Source organism: Pseudomonas sp. YeP6b, assembly GCF_025642995.1.
Taxonomy (GTDB): Bacteria; Pseudomonadota; Gammaproteobacteria; order Pseudomonadales; family Pseudomonadaceae; genus Aquipseudomonas.
Genome location: NZ_CP080090.1, coordinates 4,802,858 through 4,820,761, shown reverse-complemented (window position 1 = coordinate 4,820,761; position 17,904 = coordinate 4,802,858). Strand labels below are relative to the sequence as shown.

Genomic DNA, 17,904 nt, shown 5'->3' with positions numbered 1-17,904 from the left:
ACAGTCCTCCATTCGTGCAAAAGCCCCACCCGGAGGTGAGGCGGTTTTCGGCCGTTTCCTGCGAACTACAGGAAGATGAATTTCGCGATGAAAATCACGCACAGCACCCACAAGCTGATGGAAATCTCACGGTACTTGCCGGTGCCGGCCTTCAGCGCCACGTACGTGATAAACCCCAGGGCGATACCGTCGGCGACCGAGAACGTCAGCGGCATCATGATCGCCGTGACAATCGCCGGAATGCTGTCGGTGGCCTCATCCCAGTTGATATGGGCCATGCTCGCCATCATCAGCATCGCCACGTAAATCAACGCACCGGCGGTGGCATACGCCGGAATCATGCCGGCCAACGGCGCAAAAAACATCGCCGCTACAAACAGCACGCCCACGGTCACGGCGGTCAGCCCGGTGCGCCCGCCAGCAGCAACACCGGCAGCACTTTCCACATAGCTGGTCACTGGCGGCACGCCGACCATGGCACCGAATACACTCGATGCACTGTCAGCCTTCAACGCACGGGACAGGTTATGAATCTTGCCCTCGGCATCGACCAGCCCAGCGCGTTGCGCAACGCCCATCAGTGTACCGGCGGTATCAAACATGTGTACAAACAAAAAGGCAAAAACCACGCTGATCATGCTGACACTGAATACACCTTTTATGTCCATCGCCATCCAGGTTGGCGCCAGGCTGGGTGGGGTGGAGAGAATGCCGTTGTAGTGCACCAGGTCCAGGCCCCAGCCGGCCAGGGTTACGGCGATGATGCTGATGAGGATCGCGCCGAATACGCGGTGGTAGCTGAGGATCGCGATCAGCAAAAAGCACACCGCCGCCAGCAATGGCGCGGGCTCGTGCAGCGAACCGAGTTTGATCAAGGTGGCCGGGCTGTCGACGATGATGCCAGCGGTTTTCAGGCCAATCACCCCGATAAACAAACCCACACCGGCGCCCATGGCATGGCGCAGGCTCACCGGAATACTGTTGAGCAGCCATTCACGCACGCGCGACAGGGTCAGGCCCATGAACAGCACGCCGGAGATAAACACCGCACCCAACGCCGTTTCCCAGTGGTAGCCCATGGTGCCGACCACGGTGTAGGTAAAAAACGCGTTCAGGCCCATGCCCGGCGCCAGGCCGACCGGCCAGTTGGCGTACAAGCCCATCAACAGGCAGCCCAGCGCAGCGGCGATACAGGTGGCGACAAACGCCGCGCCGTGATCAATGCCGGCGTCGGCCATGATATTGGGGTTGACGAAAATGATGTAGGCCATGGTGATGAAGGTGGTGAGGCCGGCAATCAGCTCGGTCTTCACTGTGGTGCCATGTGCGCTCAGTTTGAACAGGCGTTCCAGCCAGCCATGCTTTGCGGGGGTGAGGCTGGGCGGGGAGAGGTCCAGCGTCGGGGCTTCGGATTTTCGGCTTTCCACAGCAAGTACTCCTCAAGAGTTTTATTGTTATTTCCAGCGCCGGTCACAAAAGTGGGCAACAGCGCTTTGAGGTACTGGCGGGCTTTGTTGACCAATAGGTCAGGAACTCGCACGAAGCGAATTATGCTTTTGTATACAAATAAAGCAAATAATGTTTTCGATTGTTTGTGCGAAAGTGGATGAAAGGCTAGCAAGGGGGCTTTGTGGTGAGCGGGGAAGATCAAGGCTGCCCGGCCAGCGCCTGGTTCACCGCCAACCATCCCGCCACCGCTGCTTCACCGGCTTCGTTGAAGGCACGTTGCAGCAGTTTCACCTGCTCGCGGCGCAGCGACTGCTCGAAACGCTGGCCTTCTTCGCTCAGCTCCAGCAGGCGTTTGCGCTTGTCGGTCTCGGCCGCGACGCTGTTGACCAAGTGCATTTCCTGCAATTGGCGCAGCGGGATGTTCAGCGCCTGCTTGCTCACGCCGAGCAATTCCAGCAGTTGCTTCACGCTCAAGGCCGGGTAACGCGCGATAAAAAATACGATGCGCTGGTGCACGCGGCTCAGGCCACGGCGCTCAAGCATTTCGTCGGCCTTGGCGGTGAAGGCCTGGTAGCCGAAGAAGAAGGCTTCCATCGCCTGTTGCTGGCTGTTCTGGTTTTTAAGGTCAAGCATATTGACGTATCTACTCAAGCCGTCGTAATTTCGGTCAAGTAGTTTGACGTATTTCCCACGTGCTTTGCCACCGGTGACCTTATGGCCTTCTCTGAACGTGTTACGCGCCTCAAAAGCTCCTTGATCCGTGAAATCCTCGCCGCGGCCCAGCGCCCGCAGGTGATGTCGTTCGCCGGTGGCCTGCCGGCCGAAGCCATGCTGCCCACATTGAACTGGGACGGCATGCCGCTCAACATTGGCCAATACGGCATGAGCGAAGGCGAACCACAGTTGCGCGAACTGCTCGCCGACCAAGCACGCGCGTTGGGCGTAGCGTGCCAGGCCAGCCAGGTGCTGGTGGTCAGCGGTTCTCAGCAAACCCTGGACCTGGCGGCCAAGCTGTACATCGACAAGGGCACCCCAGTCCTGCTGGAAGGCCCGACTTACCTGGCGGCCTTGCAGATCTTCCAACTGTTCGGCGCCGAGTGCCTGACCGTGCCACTGGAAGCCGATGGCCCGAACCTGGCCACCCTGCGTGCCAGCCTCGAACGCCATCGCCCGGCGTTCATCTACCTGATCCCGACCTTCCAGAACCCCTCGGCCGTGCGCTACAGCGAGGCCAAGCGCGCAGCCGTCGCGGCCTTGCTCGACGAGTTCGGCGTAACCTTGATCGAAGACGAACCCTACCGTGAGCTGACCTTCGACGGCGCCAGTGCGCAGCCCATCGCCGGCCGCCTGAAGAAGGCCAGTTGGATCTACACCGGCACCGTCTCCAAGACCTTGCTGCCCGGCCTGCGCGTCGGCTACCTGATCGCCAGCCCGGATTTATTCCCGCATTTGCTCAAACTCAAGCAATCGGCCGACCTGCACACCAACCGCGTTGGCCAGTGGCAGGCGATGCAGTGGATCGGCAGCGAAAAATACCAACAGCACCTGGCTGAACTGCGCAGCTTTTACCGCGAGCGGCGCGATGCATTCCAGGCCGCGCTGCAGCGCCATTTCGGTGATTTGGCCGACTGGCAAACACCTCAAGGCGGATTATTCTTCTGGCTGACCTTGAAACAGCCGCTCGATACCCGCACCTTGTTGGCGCAAGCATTAGATCAGGACGTTGCGTTCATGCCCGGTGAACCGTTCTTTTCCGAGCCCGACCAGCACCATGGCTCGTTGCGCCTCAATTTCAGCCATATCGACCCGGCCCGTTTGGACGAAGGTCTCAAGCGCCTGGCCGCGGTGGTTCGGCAAGCACAGCACGCGCAAGCGGCATAAGGGGAGCCCCATGTACAAGGTTTATGGCGATTACAAGTCGGGCAACTGCTACAAGGTCAAATTGATGCTCAGCCTGCTGGGCATCCCGTATCAATGGATCGATGTCGACATCCTCAAGGGCGACACCCAGACCGCCGAATTCCTGGCCAAGAACCCCAACGGCAAGATCCCGGTACTGGAACTCGAAGACGGCACCTGCCTGTGGGAATCCAATGCGATCCTCAACTTCCTCGCCGATGGCAGCGAGTTCCTGCCGTCCGAACCACGCCTGCGTACCCAGGTGCTGCAGTGGCAGTTTTTCGAGCAATACAGCCACGAGCCTTACATCGCAGTGGCGCGGTTTATTCAGTTTTACCTGAACATGCCGCAAGACCGTTTGGAGGAATACAAAACCACCCATAAAGGCGGCTACAAGGCCTTGAAGGTCATGGAGCGTCAGCTGCAAGCCACGCCCTACCTGGTGGGCGAGCAATATTCAATTGCCGACATCGCGCTGTATGCCTACACCCATGTGGCCCATGAAGGTGGTTTTGACCTGACGCCTTACCCGGCGGTGCAGGCGTGGCTTAAGCGCGTGGCTAGCCATCCTAAGCATGTACTGATGCTGGATTAAACACAGGTTCATATGTAGGCGCTGGCTTGCCTGCGATGCAGGCAACTCGGTTGCTCAGGTACTGCGCGCTGATGCTATCGCAGGCAAGCCAGCGCCCACACCGGTTAACCAGTGTTTGTCAGACCGCAGCAAACCGCTTGTCCAGGTAATCAATGATCACCTTGGAGTCATACATCCAGGTCGTCTGGCCATTCTCTTCGATGCGCAGGCACGGCACTTTGATCTTGCCTCCTTGCTCCAGCAGGGTCTGGCGGTCTTGCGCGTTGTTCTTCGCATCCTTCAATGCCACCGGCACATTCAGACGGTGCAGCGTACGACGGGTCTTCACGCAAAACGGGCAGGCATGAAACTGATACAGCGTCAGGTCCTTGGCCGCAGCGTTCACCTGCGCCTGTTGTTCGGCGGGGCGCTGCTTTTTGCGTGGGCGGGTAATGAAGTCGCCCGCGATGATGACGTGGCCGAGGCCCACTCGAAGTGCTTTGACGAACATGGCTGAAAACCTCTTGCCCATGAAGAAGGGGCCGCAGCTTACCTGATTTCTGCAGGCGAAAAAAAACCGGCGATGAACGCCGGCCTTTTCCTACGCAGCCTGTTACTTGATCAGGCTGAGGAATTCGCTGCGGGTGGCCGCGTTTTCGCGGAACTCACCCAGCATCACCGAAGTGATCATCGACGAATTCTGTTTTTCCACACCGCGCATCATCATGCACATGTGCTTGGCTTCGATCACCACCGCAACGCCCAGTGCACCGGTCACCTGCTGGACCGCGTCGGCGATCTGGCGGCTGAGGTTTTCCTGGATCTGCAGGCGACGCGCATACATGTCGACGATCCGCGCGACCTTGGACAGGCCCAGCACTTTGCCGCTCGGGATATACGCGACGTGAGCCTTGCCGATAAACGGCAGCAGGTGGTGTTCGCACAGCGAGTACAGCTCGATGTCCTTCACCAGTACCATTTCGCTGTTGTCGGAGCTGAACAAGGCACCGTTGGTGACTTCTTCGAGTGTCTGTTCATAGCCGCGGCAAAGGTACTGCATCGCCTTGGCGGCACGCTTTGGCGTGTCGAGCAGGCCCTCGCGGGAGACGTCCTCGCCGAGTTGGCCGAGGATCTCTGTGTAATTCTGTTCCAGGGACATGAAACTACCTGTGGGATTTTCGCAAAGCGCAAGGTTACGGTGGCGGACACATCGCTGCAAGCCTGACGATGGCACTTGTTACTCGTCGCGCCCCTCCATCATGGTGCGCTTGAGCATCACATACACCGCGCCCGCGCCGCCGTGGCGGGCCTGGCATGAGGTAAAGCCGAGCACCTGGGCATGCTGGCGCAGCCAGGTGTTGACGTGGCTCTTGATCATCGGCCGCTTGCCATCCAACCGCACGGCCTTGCCATGGGTGACGCGCACGCAGCGGATTTCGAATTTGGTCGCTTCGGCCAGGAAGGCCCAGAGGGTTTCGCGGGCTTTTTCCACGTTCATGCCGTGCAGGTCAAGGCTGCCTTCGAATGGGATCTGGCCGACCTTGAGCTTGCGCATCTGGCTTTCCTGCACGCCGTCGCGGGCCCACATCAGCTCGTCTTCGGGGCCTACATCGATCACGAACTGGTCTGACAGGCCATCCACGGTGGTGGCATCGGTGCGCACGGTCGCGGCCTGGCGCAGCTTGGCAATCTGCGCCCGGTCGGTCTTGGGTTTGCCGGTGTCGGCGCGGTCGTGCTTGATCGGCTTGACGCCGCGCAGCTCGTTTTTGAACAGGGAAAAATCGTCGTCTTGCATGTCAGCCTCCGCGAAGGGCGGGCAGTTTACCTAAATCGCGGCGGCCAGGGCGCAGGAAACGCTATCCAAGCGCCATCAGTCGTGCTTTTTCATCAGGTGCGACGCAATGTTCAGCGACAACGGCTGGCGCATCCGCCGACGGCTGCGACGCCATAACCACACGCCAAACCAGAGCACCAACAGCCCGATCCCTAACAGGATAGCCGAGCCGCCCGGGCTGGCATTCAGTTCGCCGAGCGCCGGCGAATGACCAAACAAACCGGCGCCACCGGCACCTGCCAGCAGCACACCAACAATGGCCAGCAGCGCGGCAAAGCCGGCTACCAGGCGCAGACGCCAGTTGCTCGGGCCCTTGGGGCGCAAGCGACGAGCATCAAAACCATCGGATATCTTCATTCCGACCTTTCCTCCAGGGTATCGGCCCTTCGACCGGAAGATACACAGGTTGTTCCTGTGCCTGAGGCAATTGCAGAAAATGAAAAGCTTTTGCAGATGAGCGGGGCAATAAACATTGCCGCGCCGCTCATCAGAAGGACGATCAGATCAGATCTTTGGTCAACGCGAGGGTCGCGAAGTTATCGGCCATGATGGCCATTTCGGTCTGCTGTACGTGTTCAGCACTCAGGATGCCGCCTTTGTAAGGCAGGTCGCGCGTGGCGCAGGCGTCTTCCACCAGGGTGCAGCGAAAGCCCAGGTTCTTGGCAGCGCGCACGGTGGTGCTGACGCTGGAGTGGCTCATGAAGCCGCTGACGATCAGGTCCAGGGAGCCAAGGTCTTGCAGGTGTTTTTCAAGGCCGGTGCCGTGGAACGCGCTGGGCAGCAGCTTGCCGATGATGGTTTCATCGCCCAGGGGTTCCAGGCCGGGAATGAATTCGCCACGCTCGCCCTGCGGGTCAAACAGACCGCCGACGGTGCCGAGGTGGCGCACGTGCACGATCGGCCGCCCAGCGTTGCGCGCTGCCGCGACCAGTTGCTTGATGTTGTCGACCGCCGCGTCCATGCCTGAGAGGGCGAGTGGGCCGCTGAGGTATTCCTTCTGGGCGTCGATGATCACGAGGGTCGCATGGTTCAGGTTGGCTGCTGCGTAACCGCGACCGCTGAGTTGAAACATCGTCTTTGGAACGGACATTCTGGGGCTCCTGTGAGGGGGGCTTTTGTGACATTGTCCACTGGCTGAGCGGTTCTGTGAATCGCTACCATCGTAAGGTACGCCGTTGTTGACGTGCAGCCATGTCAAGTGGGCGGCTTGTTTAGCGCAATGATGGCAAATAGGATGAAATCCGACGGATGGTGAAGGGCTTTCGTACATCGTCGGTACAGGCGAAGGCTGTTAGAATCGCCAGTCGTTTTTTCCAGGAGCTTGCCCCCGTGATCACCTCCCGCCTGCGCACACTGCGCGACCACATCCGTTGGGCTGTCAGCCGTTTCCATGGGGAAGACCTGTTTTTCGGCCATGGTACCGACAATGCTTGGGACGAAGCCCGGCAATTGGTACTCGGTGCCTTGCACCTGCCTTGGGAAATTGCCGACAGCTACCTGGACTGCAATCTGGAGGAAGAGGAAATCTCCCACGTGCAGCGCTTGCTGCACCGCCGCATCCACGAGCGCGTGCCTACGGCTTACCTGCTGAAAGAAGCCTGGTTCTGCGGCATGTCGTTTATCGTCGATGAGCGCGTGTTGATCCCGCGTTCGCCGATTGGCGAGCTGATCGAAAACCGCTTCGAACCTTGGCTGGCCCAGCCGCCGGCACGCATCCTCGACCTGTGCACCGGTTCCGGTTGCATCGGCATTGCGTGCGCCTATGAGTTCCAGGACGCCGAAGTGGTGCTGGGCGACTTGTCCTTCGAAGCGTTGGAGGTGGCCAACCAGAACATCGAGCGCCACGGCGTCGACGAGCGCGTCTACACCGTGCAGGGCGACGGCTTCGATGGCCTGCCGGGCCAGCGCTTTGACTTGATCGTGTCCAACCCGCCGTATGTGGATGCTGAAGACTTCGCCGACATGCCGGACGAATACCAGCACGAACCGGAGCTGGGCCTGGCCTGCGGCGATGATGGGCTGAACCTGGTGCGGCGCATGCTGGCCGAGGCGGCGGACCACCTGACCGAGAAGGGCTTGCTGATTGTCGAGGTTGGCAACAGCCAAGTGCACGTCGAGGCGTTGTACCCCGAAGTCGACTTTGCCTGGCTGGAGTTCCAGCGCGGTGGGCATGGCGTGTTCATGTTGACGGCTGAGCAGTGCCGGGAACATCAGGCGGTGTTTGCTGCCAGGGTTTAACCAGAACTCAAAGTAAGCATGCGGTCAGTGTGGGAGCTGGCTTGCCTGCGATGGCGGTGTATCAGTTGCCCGCCATCGCAGGCAAGCCAGCTCCCACATTTTTGATCGCATTGCACCCGCTATCGGTGTGTCGCAATCCAGATCAACAGCCCCGCCTGAAACACCGTAAACGCCACCAGACAGGTGATGGTAAAGCGCAACCCGCTGTCCTCACGCTTGAACTTGGTGACCTTTTCCTCTTCCTTGCGCAGCTTCACTTCCTGCTCGGCCAGGTTCTGCTCAGCCTGTTGCAGCATCTGTGCGGCTTCGAGGATTTCCACGAACTGCACCTTCTCGGTGTTCCAACTGTCCAGCACTGCGCTGACTTTGCCGGGTTGTACATTGCCTTTCAAATGCTGCACATCGGCATACGCCACATCAAAACCCTGGATGCGCAGGAAGTGATCGCGGCGCAGGCGCGTGGCTTCGTTAAGGGCGTCTTTGTTGGCCAGGTCCACGCCGTCGACGCGGTAGTGTGACCACGTCTTTTTCGCCCACGCTGCGCCTTGGGCGACGAGGAAGCGACCGATGCCACGGTTGGCCGGTTCGATTTCCAGGCTGTTGCCCGGGCCGAAGTGCACGCGGTGTTTATCGTGATCGACCCAGATATCCAAGTGGTTCTGCTCGCGCCGTACCCGTTGGCCCGGCAACTGGATGACCATGCGCAACAGGCTCTGGTGTTTATCGTGGCGCTCGGCATAGCCGAACTGCACAAACCGCAACTGCCGCACGCCGGTGGCGCGGTCCGTGGTCAGGGGCGCCAGGCGCAGCATCTTGAAATGTTCGGCTTGCACGTCCGCCCACGGCAGCGCCGCCGCCTCGACGGCCTCGGGTTTTTCGGCCGGGGTGTCGGCGATGGGTTCTGGTGTAGCTTCTGTGGTTGTCATGCGGTGCGATCCTGTCCAAGCCCTGCGAGTCGACAGTCTTTTTACTGTCGACCCTGGGCTTATCGGCCGCTTTCTTGAGGACTGGAGGTAAATAGTCGCTTAACGGGCTTGAAGTCCGTCGATAAAGCGCACGATGCGCTCGCCCAGTTCGGCGGCGAGGGGCAGTTTCGGGTCGTTGTAGGAGGCCAATTGCTGCTGCACATTGTTGGGCACGATGCGCATCACGTGGTTCATGCCTTCGATCACCGTCAAGTGTGCATCGGGCTTGGCGTTTTTCAGTTGCCGGGCATCCGCGACGCCGACCTGGATATCGTTAGTGCCCTGGATGATCAACGCCGGCATGCGCAGTTTGGCGAAAGCGGCTGACGGATCGGCGCGAAACAGGCTGATCAGGTACGGCTGCACGCTGGGTCGGAAAATACCTTCCAGCGGGGCAGGCACATCAGCATCCACCTGGCCGGCCTTGAGGTGGTCGAGGATCTCGTTGCTGCGCAGCAACAGGGCAGGGGGCAGGTGATTGGCCAATTGCTGGCGGATCACTTGGTCCACCGGCCGGGCGCTGCCGGACAGGGAAATAACCCCGGCCGGCTCCAGCTGCGGTGCGGCGAGGGCGGCGACCAGCGCGCCTTCACTATGGCCCAGCACAATCAGCGGGCCCATGCGGTTGTCGGCCTTGAGCAGCTTGCCCCAGGCCACGGCGTCGGCCACGTAGGCGTCCAGCGTGAGGTTGCGTTCGTCGGGCGTGGCCGCCAGGCTGGCGGCCACGCCGCGCTTGTCGTAGCGCACACTGGCAATGTTGTGCCGGGCAAGTACCCAGGCCAGGCGCTTGAGGCTGTCGTTGCGCGCGCCGTCGGCACTGTTGCCGTTGCGGTTGGTGGGGCCGGAGCCGGCGATGATCAACACCACCGGCACCGGTTTGTCGGATTTGGGCAGTAAAAGTGAGCCAAACAGCTCGCCGCTGCCGGTGTCCAGGCTGATGGGCCGTTGCAGCACGACAGGGGAGGCGGCGAAGCCAAGGCTGGAAAACAGGGTGAGGGTCAAAAGCAGAACTCGCAGCATCATCGCGCCATCATGAGGAAGGTGCCGGTTGGACCAACGTCTACCGGTAAGGTTTCGAGGATGAACTAGTCGGTTAGCCTGCGTATACTGGCTGCCTTAAGTTATTACGGTTGACTTGATTCAACTGATTTCACGGAGCGCCCTGCATGTCCGGCAATACCTTCGGCAAGCTGTTCACTGTCACCACCGCGGGCGAAAGCCATGGCCCGGCGTTGGTCGCCATTGTCGACGGCTGCCCGCCAGGGCTCGAGTTGTCCCTGGACGACCTGCAGCGTGACCTCGACCGCCGCAAGCCCGGCACCAGCCGCCACACGACCCAGCGCCAGGAGCCCGACGAAGTCGAGATCCTCTCCGGCGTGTTCGAAGGTCGCACCACCGGTTGCGCCATCGGCCTGTTGATTCGCAACACCGACCAGAAGTCCAAGGACTACTCGGCGATCAAGGACCTGTTCCGCCCGGCTCACGCCGACTACACCTACCACCACAAATACGGCGAACGCGACTACCGTGGCGGTGGCCGCAGCTCGGCCCGCGAAACCGCCATGCGTGTGGCCGCCGGTGCAATCGCCAAGAAATACCTGGCCACCCAGGGCATCGTGGTCCGTGGCTACATGAGCCAACTGGGCCCGATTGAGATCCCGTTCAAGACCTGGGACAGCGTGGATGACAACGCTTTCTTCAGCCCTGATCCGGACAAAGTGCCGGAACTGGAAGCCTATATGGACCAGTTGCGCCGCGATCAGGACTCTGTGGGCGCGAAGATCACCGTCGTGGCTGAAGGCGTGAAGCCAGGCCTGGGCGAGCCGATCTTCGACCGCCTCGACGCCGAGCTGGCCCACGCGCTGATGAGCATCAACGCGGTGAAGGGCGTGGAAATCGGCGCCGGTTTCGCCTGTGTGTCGCAGCGCGGCACCGAGCACCGTGATGAGCTGACGCCGGAAGGTTTCCTCAGCAACAACGCGGGCGGCATCCTCGGGGGTATTTCCTCCGGCCAACCGATCGTTGCGCACCTGGCCCTCAAGGCCACGTCGAGCATCACCACCCCGGGCCGTTCGATCGATGTGCACGGCAACGCAATGGACGTGATCACCAAGGGCCGCCACGACCCATGCGTCGGCATCCGTGCCACGCCGATTGCCGAGGCGATGATGGCCATCGTGTTGATGGATCATCTGCTGCGCAACCGTGGGCAAAATGCTGATGTGCGCGTGAGTACCCCGGTACTGGGCCAGCTGTGACAGCCTGTGGCGAGCGAGCTTGCTCCCGCTGGGCTGCGAAGCAGCCCCTTACCGCATGACCCAAGCCCTCCCGTACTGGCGCCTCTCCAGCTTCTACCTCTTCTACTTCGCCCTGCTCGGGGCGACGGCGCCGTTCCTGGCGCTGTATTTCGATCATTTGGGGTTCTCCAGCGCGCGCATTGGCGAGCTGGTGGCCATCCCCATGCTGATGCGCTGCGTGGCGCCAAACCTGTGGGGCTGGCTCGGCGACTATACCGGTCGGCGGCTGGCCATCGTGCGCTTTGGCGCGGTGTGCACCCTGGCCAGCTTCTCACTGATCTTCGTGAGCAAGACCTACGCCTGGCTGGCCCTGGTGATGGCGCTGCACGCATTCTTCTGGCACGCCGTGTTGCCGCAGTTTGAAGTGATCACCCTGGCTCACCTGCAAAAGCAAACCTCACGCTACAGCCAGATCCGCCTGTGGGGCTCCATCGGGTTCATCCTCACTGTGGTGATCATGGGGCGCCTGTTCGATTGGCTGAGCCTGGACATTTATCCGGTGGTGGTCGTGGTGATCATGGCCGGTATCATCGGCGCCAGCCTGTGGGTGCCCAACGCGCAGCCTGTTACCCACGGCAATCGCCTGGCCGGTGCCGGTTTTCTCAAGCAATTACGCAGCCCCGGCGTTCTGGCGTTTTATGCCTGCGTGGCGCTGATGCAAATGAGCCACGGCCCGTATTACACCTTCATCACCCTGCACCTGGAACACCTGGGCTACAGCCGTGGCGTGATCGGCATGCTCTGGGCCATCGGGGTGGTGGCGGAGGTGCTGATGTTCCTGGCCATGAGCCGCATCCTCACACGCTTTTCGGTGCGTCGGGTGCTGCTGGCCAGTTTCCTGCTGGCGGCCGTACGCTGGTTGCTGTTGGGCTCATTCGCCGAATTTTTCTGGGTGCTGCTGCTGGCGCAAGTGATGCACGCGGCCACCTTCGGCAGCTTCCACGCGGCAGCGATTGCCTTTGTTCAACGCAGCTTCGGTGATCGCCAGCAAGGCCAGGGCCAGGCGCTGTATGCCGCGTTGGCCGGCACCGGTGGCGCGGTGGGCGCGCTGTATGCCGGCTATAGCTGGAACCTGCTGGGCCCGACCCTGACCTTCAGCATCGCCAGCGTCGCGGCGCTGGCCGCCGCCATTATCATTGGCCTTCGATTGCAAGAGCCGAATAAAGGAGACGAGCAATGAGTTATGTCGCTGTTTACCACGTTGCTACACCCGATACCCCGAACAAGGTCCTGACCCACTTCGACGATATCGCCAAGACCCTGGCCGAACACGGCGTACGCTTTGAGCGCTGGCAACCTAGCCCTATCGAGAAGGGCGCCAGCAATGCTGAAATGATCGCTGCATACCAACCGCAGATCGATAGCCTTGGCTACGCGGCTGTGGAGGTGCTCAGCGTGAGCGGCGAGCATCCGCAGAAAGCAGAGCTGCGTGCGCAGTTCCTCGATGAGCGCCGCTACAGCGAAGACGAAGTGCGTTTCTTCATCGCGGGCCAAGGCCTGTTCAGCGTGCACGTGGGCGACTACGTATACGCGGTGCGCTGTGAGAAAAATGACCTGCTGGTGATTCCGGCCGGTATGCCGCATTGGTTCGACATGGGTGAGAATCCACACTTTGTAACCCTGCGTTTGTTCAACACCGCCCAAGGCCGGGTACCTGAGTTTACCGGCGCTGATATTACCGGTGGTTTTCCAGGCCTGGACGACTAAGCACAAGTATTTAACTGTTCAACTCAGGCGGGTTGGAAGTTGTTGTAGGAATAAGCCTAATTTCCTGTAGGGCGTAGCTGTTTATGCTGCGCCTTGTGCTTTCATCCCATTCGTTATGTAACTCTCTCTTTCGTTTTTGATGTTTGCGCCACCTGTCAATAGGAGCAATCCGAATGATGGCAGGGCATCCGCTAATACAAGGAGAGAGATCAATGAGTGGCCCAGAGGAGTCGTGTCGTACGCTGGTTACCGTGCCCGTGGTGGTTAGAAGGCGGCAGAGCTTAGGCGGCAAGCCTCTCACGCCGACTGAGCTGGAAATCCTGCGCTGGGCCTCGGAGGGCAAGACCGTCTGGGAAATCAGCCAGATTCGCGCCACCTCCGAAGCCACGGTCAAATTCCATCTGCGTAACATCTACGGCAAGTTGGAAGTCACCAATCGCGTACAGGCGATGAATGAGGCTACCCGCCAGGGGCTGTGCTGACACGCCATAAAAAAAGGGCCGCGACGCTTAATGGCGTCGCGGCCCTTTTTGCACAGCAGTTGCTTAGGCCGAATGGTAAGTCGGCAACGCAAAGCGGTTCTGGCTTTGCAGCATCGAAATTTGCGGCAGGTCGCTGGCTTGTTCGGCCAGGTCGCGGCGGATGGCGCTGATCACCCACGTCAGTTGGTCGGCGGTGTGCAGCTGTTGATACGAAATCGAGCGCTTGACCTGTTTGCCTTCGCTGTTGCGCAGGGTCAACAGGATGCCGCCGTCTGGGCGTGGCTGAGTGGTGACGTCGTATTGGGAGAATACAGAAGCGAATTTATCTTGGATCAGGCTCATGTCTATCAGCTCCGTTGGCTCAAGTTGGCAAGCGTGGAGTGATAGGTGCAGTGATTGTGCCAGTATTCGTATTTGTAAAAAATCGTTATAAAACAATCACTTAAAAAATATCCTTATTTTCAGTTTCGTGCAAATTGCATGAATGGCCATCGTGCATCCTGCATTTTGCGCTATCGAGGTTGACCGTTTCAGGTCGCCGTTACTGATAATGACTGCCCAGAGGCCGCACAATTCCATTTTTGTGGCGGCGCTGCCCTGGGATACAAAACTTTTCAAATCCTGCGTGTACAGCCAAAGAACGGCAGGCGTATTTTCCTGCAAGGCGCTCGGCCTCCTGGCGACAGGTTTGCCGGTGTTCCTGGCTCATACGAAGAATAAGAAAAAGGACGTTCCGCCATGACCCATCCGCAAGACGACATGATCACCTGGGGCAAGATGCTGCGTAAGGTGCCCGCGATTGTTCGAGCCCTGCCACGCGTGGTACGCGGCATGCGCGCCGCGAATGTCACCGACCCCCAGCAACCCTGCGGCCTGGGTTGGCACTTCGAACAGGCCACCCTGCGCAACCCTGACGGCGCGGCGTTGTTGTACGCCGACAGGGTGCTCAGTTACCGCGAAGCCAACCAGTGTGCCAACCGTATTGCCCATCACCTGCACGCGCAGGGCATCGGCAAGGGTGATGTGGTCGCGCTGTTTATCGAAAACCGTCCCGAATTGCTGCTCAACGTATTGGCCGTGGCCAAGCTGGGCGGCATCTGCGCCATGCTCAATACCTCGCAAACCCAGGCGGCGCTGGTGCACAGCCTGAACCTGGTCAGCCCGGTGGCGATTGTGGTGGGTGCGGAGTTGGTGGCTGCCTACGCTGCGGTGCGCGATCAAGTGGCGATCACTGCGCAAAGAACCTGGTTTGTCGCCGACCAGCAGTCAAGCACAGTGCCCGATGGCTATATCGACCTGATGGCCGCCGTTGCCGAATGCCCGGTGGACAACCCCGCCAGCACCGGGCAAATCTTCTTCAACGACCCGTGCTTCTATATCTACACCTCCGGCACCACGGGCTTGCCCAAGGCCGGCATCATGAAGCACGGGCGCTGGACTAAAACCGCCGTGAGCTTCGGCAGCATCGCCCTGGACATGGGCCCCGAAGACATCCTGTATTGCACCTTGCCGCTGTACCACGCCACTGGCCTGTGCGTGTGCTGGGGTTCGGCGATTGTCGGGGCGTCGGGGTTCGCCATCCGGCGTAAATTCAGCGCCAGCCAGTTCTGGGACGATGCGCGCAGATTCAACGCAACCACCCTGGGTTATGTCGGTGAGTTGTGCCGCTACCTGCTCGACCAGCCCGCCAGCGCGCAGGATCTCGATAACCGCGTGACCAAGATGGTCGGTAACGGCCTGCGCCCCGGCGTCTGGGCCCAGTTCAAGCAACGCTACGGCGTTGAGCACATCTGCGAACTGTATGCCGCCAGCGACGGCAATATCGGTTTCACCAATGTGTTGAATTTCGACAACACCATCGGCTTCTGCCTGCAGCACTGGGCACTGGTGGACTACTCCCACGAAGCGGGTGAGCCGGTCCGTGGCAGCGACGGTTTCATGCGCAAGGTGCAAACGGGCGGGCAGGGGTTGCTGCTGGCCAGGATCGATGAAAAATCGCCGTTTGACGGCTACACCGACCCGGAAAAGAACCGCAAGGTGGTCCTCAGCGACGTGTTCGAGAAGGGCGACCGCTACTTCAATACCGGCGACTTGTTGCGCAGTATCGGCTTCGGCCATGCGCAATTTGTCGACCGCCTTGGCGACACCTACCGTTGGAAGGGCGAAAACGTCTCCACCACCGAAGTGGAGAATGTGCTGTTGCAACACCCGCAGATCGCCGAAGTGGTGGCCTACGGTGTCGAGATCGAAAACACCAATGGCCGCGCCGGCATGGTCGCCATCACCCCAAGTGAGTCCCTGGCCTCCCTGGATATGCGTGAATTGCTGCAGTTCGCTCACGGCCAACTTCCGCCTTACGCGGTGCCGTTGTTCCTGCGGATCAAGGTGAAGATGGAAACCACCGGCACCTTCAAGTACCAGAAAGTGCGGCTCAAGGAGGAGGCCTTCGACCCGGACAAAGCGGGTAACGACCCGGTGTATGCGTGGCTGCCGGGGTCGGACTGCTATGTACCGGTGACCGGCCAATTGTTGGCGCAGATTCAGGGCGGGCACTTTCGTTATTAAGAGCAGCGTTATTAAGAGCAGCGCTATTGATTGTGCCTATGGCGGCTTTTGGTAAAAAAGCCATGACAGTGGGGAACTCCATCGCGACACTGGGCGCCTATTCTTTATTCCAGAAGCAGCACCCAGTTAAGGAGCCCCACATGTCAGACCAGCCTAAACAAATGACCGAAGACGAAGCCGCTGAATTTGCCGAGCAAGTCTTCGACGTGGCGCGCAAAGGCGATGCCGCCATGCTCGCCGCACTGCTGGCCAAAGGCTTGCCACCCAACCTGCGCAACCACAATGGCGACACCTTGCTGATGCTCGCGGCCTATCACGGCCACGCTGACGCGGTAAAAGTACTGCTGGAATTCAAGGCTGACCCGCAAATCGCCAACGACAAGAACCAACTGCCAATGGCTGGTGCGGCGTTCAAAGGCAACCTGCCGGTGGTTAAGGCGCTGATCGACGGCGGCGCGCCGGTAGACGCGGCCTCCTCGGACGGCCGTACGGCGTTGATGATGGCGGCGATGTTCAACCGTGTCGACATGGTCGACTACCTGCTCGGCCAAGGCGCCAACCCCAAGGCCACCGATGCCCAGGGCGCGACTGCACTGGCGGCGGCTCAGACCATGGGCGCGGTGGATACGACGGCGCAGTTGCAGAAACTGGTGTAGGCTACGCGCCCTCAAAAACCAGCTCGCCACAGGATCACCCCATGAAAACCGCCCTCGTCGAACTCATCAGCAAAATCAGCGCCGGCGTCATGGGCGAGGACGAAGTGGCGCGCATCGCCGAGGAAGCGGCCCAGGCCCAGGCCTACGCCGACCCTGCAGCCTTTCTGGCAGCCAACCCGGATATCAACTACGACGACAGCTTCCCGATTGCGCTGGGAGAGTGGGTCGTAGTCGGTAGCCTACCGGAGACCGTGCTGTTCCAGGCCGACACCTATGCCGACCTGTTCGCGCAGATCGTCGCGTCGTTTGGCCCGGGCGTAGCGTTCAATCTCAAGCCCAAGCAGTTGGCCAAGACCGAAGACCTCACTGCGCTGAACCGCATCCAGATCCAGATGAGTGCCTTAAGCCCCGAAGATGGCGGTTATGTGCTGCTCAACTTCAGCCAACTGCTGGACGACGAAATCCAGGCGGTGCTGGTCTACGGCAACGACCTGCCGCGCGTGCTGCAACTGTGCGCTGAAGTCGGCATCAAGGCCGAGCCGTCCCTGGAAGCGCTGCGCGTCGCCTTACACGTCTGAAATAAAACGGAACCCCTGCCAGGGCTGACTATCCTACAAGTGCATGCCCTCACTTAGGAGCGACACCATGGGTTCCACTTTTAATAGCCTGATTGGCCTGATCATCCTGGCGTTGGATATCTGGGCGATCATCAACGTGTTCAAAAGCGGCGCAAGCACCGGGGCCAAGGTGTTGTGGATTCTGCTGATCCTGCTGTTGCCGGTGCTGGGCCTGATCATCTGGGCAATCGCCGGGCCACGGGGCAACGTGCGGATCTGACGCCACCAGCGCTCACTCTTATCCTGAGTGGGCACAGTAAATGTGGGAGTGGGCTTGCCCGCGATAGCGGTTTATCAGCCACAGTTCTGCTGGCTGACATACAGCTATCGCGGGCAAGCCCGCTCCCACATTGGTTTTTAGCGTATTTAAAGTTTTGTGTGTCGAAAGTATTCGCTGCACGAAATTTTCACATCTTTTCCAAGACAATTCTCCGGCTTTATGACGCTGCCACGGCTCTATCTCGAGTGCCGTTAAAGGCGCAAGGGCGGCGCACGTTCAGTAATTAATAGCGTTGCTGCCATTGATCGGGCACCATTTGCGCCACCGCGTTAACCGCCTACCCCAGCCAGCCTGGGCGAGGGACGGACGCCACTGCATTTTTTCGTAACTTAAACTTCCAA

22 protein-coding genes are annotated in these 17,904 nt (G+C 60.0%); 11 read left to right on the top strand and 11 right to left on the bottom strand.

What is annotated here, in order from left to right:
• Positions 1-65: 65 nt before the first annotated feature.
• Both KZH41_RS21665 and KZH41_RS21660 read right to left on the bottom strand, forming a co-directional pair.
• Positions 66-1,427: an NCS2 family permease gene (locus tag KZH41_RS21665; RefSeq protein ID WP_412548773.1), complete on the bottom strand. Its 1,362-nt coding sequence runs from the start codon at positions 1,425-1,427 to the stop codon at positions 66-68.
• Between the two features lie 220 nt (positions 1,428-1,647).
• Positions 1,648-2,082 (bottom strand): MarR family winged helix-turn-helix transcriptional regulator, encoded by a 435-nt coding sequence (locus KZH41_RS21660; RefSeq protein WP_094951451.1) that lies wholly within the window; start codon positions 2,080-2,082, stop codon positions 1,648-1,650.
• An 81-nt stretch (positions 2,083-2,163) separates the two neighbouring features.
• Here KZH41_RS21660 and KZH41_RS21655 point away from each other — a divergent pair, with 81 nt between their 5' ends.
• Positions 2,164-3,330, top strand: a complete 1,167-nt coding sequence (locus tag KZH41_RS21655; protein ID WP_263273677.1) for a PLP-dependent aminotransferase family protein — start codon at positions 2,164-2,166, stop codon at positions 3,328-3,330.
• A 10-nt stretch (positions 3,331-3,340) separates the two neighbouring features.
• On the top strand, positions 3,341-3,943 hold the full coding sequence (locus KZH41_RS21650; protein WP_094951449.1) for a glutathione S-transferase family protein: 603 nt from the start codon (positions 3,341-3,343) through the stop codon (positions 3,941-3,943).
• A 118-nt stretch (positions 3,944-4,061) separates the two neighbouring features.
• Here KZH41_RS21650 and KZH41_RS21645 read toward each other — a convergent pair whose 3' ends face one another.
• The 5 genes from KZH41_RS21645 to KZH41_RS21625 form a co-directional block, all read right to left on the bottom strand.
• Positions 4,062-4,433 (bottom strand): glutathione S-transferase N-terminal domain-containing protein, encoded by a 372-nt coding sequence (locus tag KZH41_RS21645; protein WP_094951448.1) that lies wholly within the window; start codon positions 4,431-4,433, stop codon positions 4,062-4,064.
• A gap of 102 nt (positions 4,434-4,535) precedes the next feature.
• The gene (folE, locus tag KZH41_RS21640) at positions 4,536-5,081 is read right to left on the bottom strand and encodes a GTP cyclohydrolase I FolE (RefSeq protein WP_024076633.1); all 546 of its coding nucleotides are present in this window, start codon (positions 5,079-5,081) and stop codon (positions 4,536-4,538) included.
• A gap of 78 nt (positions 5,082-5,159) precedes the next feature.
• Complete coding sequence (locus KZH41_RS21635) at positions 5,160-5,717, bottom strand: Smr/MutS family protein (protein ID WP_083357563.1); 558 nt, start codon at positions 5,715-5,717, stop codon at positions 5,160-5,162.
• Positions 5,718-5,792: 75 nt separating this feature from the next.
• Entirely contained in the window at positions 5,793-6,113 is a 321-nt protein-coding gene (locus tag KZH41_RS21630) for a hypothetical protein (protein ID WP_094951447.1), read from the bottom strand.
• Between the two features lie 142 nt (positions 6,114-6,255).
• Complete coding sequence (locus KZH41_RS21625) at positions 6,256-6,846, bottom strand: cysteine hydrolase family protein (protein WP_094951446.1); 591 nt, start codon at positions 6,844-6,846, stop codon at positions 6,256-6,258.
• A gap of 239 nt (positions 6,847-7,085) precedes the next feature.
• Here KZH41_RS21625 and prmB point away from each other — a divergent pair, with 239 nt between their 5' ends.
• Positions 7,086-7,994, top strand: a complete 909-nt coding sequence (gene prmB / locus KZH41_RS21620; RefSeq protein WP_094951445.1) for a 50S ribosomal protein L3 N(5)-glutamine methyltransferase — start codon at positions 7,086-7,088, stop codon at positions 7,992-7,994.
• 119 nt (positions 7,995-8,113) lie between these two features.
• Here prmB and KZH41_RS21615 read toward each other — a convergent pair whose 3' ends face one another.
• Together KZH41_RS21615 and KZH41_RS21610 are read right to left on the bottom strand one after the other, a co-directional pair.
• A complete protein-coding gene (locus tag KZH41_RS21615) occupies positions 8,114-8,920 on the bottom strand; it encodes a hypothetical protein (RefSeq protein ID WP_094951444.1) in 807 nt (268 codons plus the stop codon).
• Between the two features lie 99 nt (positions 8,921-9,019).
• Positions 9,020-9,982 carry an alpha/beta hydrolase gene (locus KZH41_RS21610; protein ID WP_263273676.1) on the bottom strand — a complete coding sequence of 321 codons (963 nt, stop codon included), beginning with the start codon at positions 9,980-9,982 and terminating at the stop codon, positions 9,020-9,022.
• A 143-nt stretch (positions 9,983-10,125) separates the two neighbouring features.
• On the opposite strand from KZH41_RS21610, the gene aroC reads away from it, so the two are divergent.
• The 4 genes from aroC to KZH41_RS21590 all read left to right on the top strand — a co-directional run bounded on the left by aroC (position 10,126) and on the right by KZH41_RS21590 (position 13,445).
• Positions 10,126-11,217 carry a chorismate synthase gene (aroC, locus tag KZH41_RS21605; protein WP_094951442.1) on the top strand — a complete coding sequence of 364 codons (1,092 nt, stop codon included), beginning with the start codon at positions 10,126-10,128 and terminating at the stop codon, positions 11,215-11,217.
• A gap of 55 nt (positions 11,218-11,272) precedes the next feature.
• On the top strand, positions 11,273-12,436 hold the full coding sequence (locus KZH41_RS21600; RefSeq protein ID WP_242151516.1) for an MFS transporter: 1,164 nt from the start codon (positions 11,273-11,275) through the stop codon (positions 12,434-12,436).
• Positions 12,433-12,963, top strand: coding sequence for a 1,2-dihydroxy-3-keto-5-methylthiopentene dioxygenase (locus KZH41_RS21595; protein ID WP_094951441.1), 531 nt, complete (start codon positions 12,433-12,435; stop codon positions 12,961-12,963). The genes KZH41_RS21600 and KZH41_RS21595 overlap by 4 nt, the downstream gene beginning before the upstream one ends.
• A gap of 212 nt (positions 12,964-13,175) precedes the next feature.
• Entirely contained in the window at positions 13,176-13,445 is a 270-nt protein-coding gene (locus KZH41_RS21590) for a response regulator transcription factor (RefSeq protein WP_263273675.1), read from the top strand.
• A 63-nt stretch (positions 13,446-13,508) separates the two neighbouring features.
• Here the strand turns inward: KZH41_RS21590 and KZH41_RS21585 are convergent, their stop codons facing one another.
• Entirely contained in the window at positions 13,509-13,787 is a 279-nt protein-coding gene (locus KZH41_RS21585) for a DUF3509 domain-containing protein (RefSeq protein WP_048721059.1), read from the bottom strand.
• A gap of 96 nt (positions 13,788-13,883) precedes the next feature.
• Positions 13,884-14,108 (bottom strand): hypothetical protein, encoded by a 225-nt coding sequence (locus KZH41_RS21580; RefSeq protein WP_263273674.1) that lies wholly within the window; start codon positions 14,106-14,108, stop codon positions 13,884-13,886.
• 75 nt (positions 14,109-14,183) lie between these two features.
• Here KZH41_RS21580 and KZH41_RS21575 point away from each other — a divergent pair, with 75 nt between their 5' ends.
• From KZH41_RS21575 to KZH41_RS21560, 4 genes are all read left to right on the top strand, one after another.
• Positions 14,184-16,010, top strand: coding sequence for a long-chain-acyl-CoA synthetase (locus KZH41_RS21575; protein ID WP_094951438.1), 1,827 nt, complete (start codon positions 14,184-14,186; stop codon positions 16,008-16,010).
• A gap of 140 nt (positions 16,011-16,150) precedes the next feature.
• Positions 16,151-16,666, top strand: coding sequence for an ankyrin repeat domain-containing protein (locus KZH41_RS21570; protein WP_094951437.1), 516 nt, complete (start codon positions 16,151-16,153; stop codon positions 16,664-16,666).
• A 41-nt stretch (positions 16,667-16,707) separates the two neighbouring features.
• Entirely contained in the window at positions 16,708-17,244 is a 537-nt protein-coding gene (locus KZH41_RS21565) for a hypothetical protein (protein ID WP_263273673.1), read from the top strand.
• Positions 17,245-17,311: 67 nt separating this feature from the next.
• Positions 17,312-17,503, top strand: coding sequence for a PLDc N-terminal domain-containing protein (locus KZH41_RS21560; protein ID WP_003192770.1), 192 nt, complete (start codon positions 17,312-17,314; stop codon positions 17,501-17,503).
• The last annotated feature ends 401 nt before the right edge of the window (positions 17,504-17,904 follow it).

Excerpts from the sequence above, each read along its gene's own strand:
- KZH41_RS21660 (WP_094951451.1), bottom strand. The coding sequence starts at position 2,082 with ATGCTTGACCTTAAAAACCAGAACAGCCAGCAACAGGCGATGGAAGCC.
- KZH41_RS21655 (WP_263273677.1), top strand. The coding sequence starts at position 2,164 with ATGGCCTTCTCTGAACGTGTTACGCGCCTCAAAAGCTCCTTGATCCGT.
- KZH41_RS21650 (WP_094951449.1), top strand. The coding sequence starts at position 3,341 with ATGTACAAGGTTTATGGCGATTACAAGTCGGGCAACTGCTACAAGGTC.
- KZH41_RS21645 (WP_094951448.1), bottom strand. The coding sequence starts at position 4,433 with ATGTTCGTCAAAGCACTTCGAGTGGGCCTCGGCCACGTCATCATCGCG.
- folE (WP_024076633.1), bottom strand. The coding sequence starts at position 5,081 with ATGTCCCTGGAACAGAATTACACAGAGATCCTCGGCCAACTCGGCGAG.
- KZH41_RS21635 (WP_083357563.1), bottom strand. The coding sequence starts at position 5,717 with ATGCAAGACGACGATTTTTCCCTGTTCAAAAACGAGCTGCGCGGCGTC.
- KZH41_RS21630 (WP_094951447.1), bottom strand. The coding sequence starts at position 6,113 with ATGAAGATATCCGATGGTTTTGATGCTCGTCGCTTGCGCCCCAAGGGC.
- KZH41_RS21625 (WP_094951446.1), bottom strand. The coding sequence starts at position 6,846 with ATGTCCGTTCCAAAGACGATGTTTCAACTCAGCGGTCGCGGTTACGCA.
- KZH41_RS21615 (WP_094951444.1), bottom strand. The coding sequence starts at position 8,920 with ATGACAACCACAGAAGCTACACCAGAACCCATCGCCGACACCCCGGCC.
- KZH41_RS21610 (WP_263273676.1), bottom strand. The coding sequence starts at position 9,982 with ATGATGCTGCGAGTTCTGCTTTTGACCCTCACCCTGTTTTCCAGCCTT.
- aroC (WP_094951442.1), top strand. The coding sequence starts at position 10,126 with ATGTCCGGCAATACCTTCGGCAAGCTGTTCACTGTCACCACCGCGGGC.
- KZH41_RS21600 (WP_242151516.1), top strand. The coding sequence starts at position 11,273 with ATGACCCAAGCCCTCCCGTACTGGCGCCTCTCCAGCTTCTACCTCTTC.
- KZH41_RS21595 (WP_094951441.1), top strand. The coding sequence starts at position 12,433 with ATGAGTTATGTCGCTGTTTACCACGTTGCTACACCCGATACCCCGAAC.
- KZH41_RS21590 (WP_263273675.1), top strand. The coding sequence starts at position 13,176 with ATGAGTGGCCCAGAGGAGTCGTGTCGTACGCTGGTTACCGTGCCCGTG.
- KZH41_RS21585 (WP_048721059.1), bottom strand. The coding sequence starts at position 13,787 with ATGAGCCTGATCCAAGATAAATTCGCTTCTGTATTCTCCCAATACGAC.
- KZH41_RS21575 (WP_094951438.1), top strand. The coding sequence starts at position 14,184 with ATGACCCATCCGCAAGACGACATGATCACCTGGGGCAAGATGCTGCGT.
- KZH41_RS21570 (WP_094951437.1), top strand. The coding sequence starts at position 16,151 with ATGTCAGACCAGCCTAAACAAATGACCGAAGACGAAGCCGCTGAATTT.
- KZH41_RS21565 (WP_263273673.1), top strand. The coding sequence starts at position 16,708 with ATGAAAACCGCCCTCGTCGAACTCATCAGCAAAATCAGCGCCGGCGTC.
- KZH41_RS21560 (WP_003192770.1), top strand. The coding sequence starts at position 17,312 with ATGGGTTCCACTTTTAATAGCCTGATTGGCCTGATCATCCTGGCGTTG.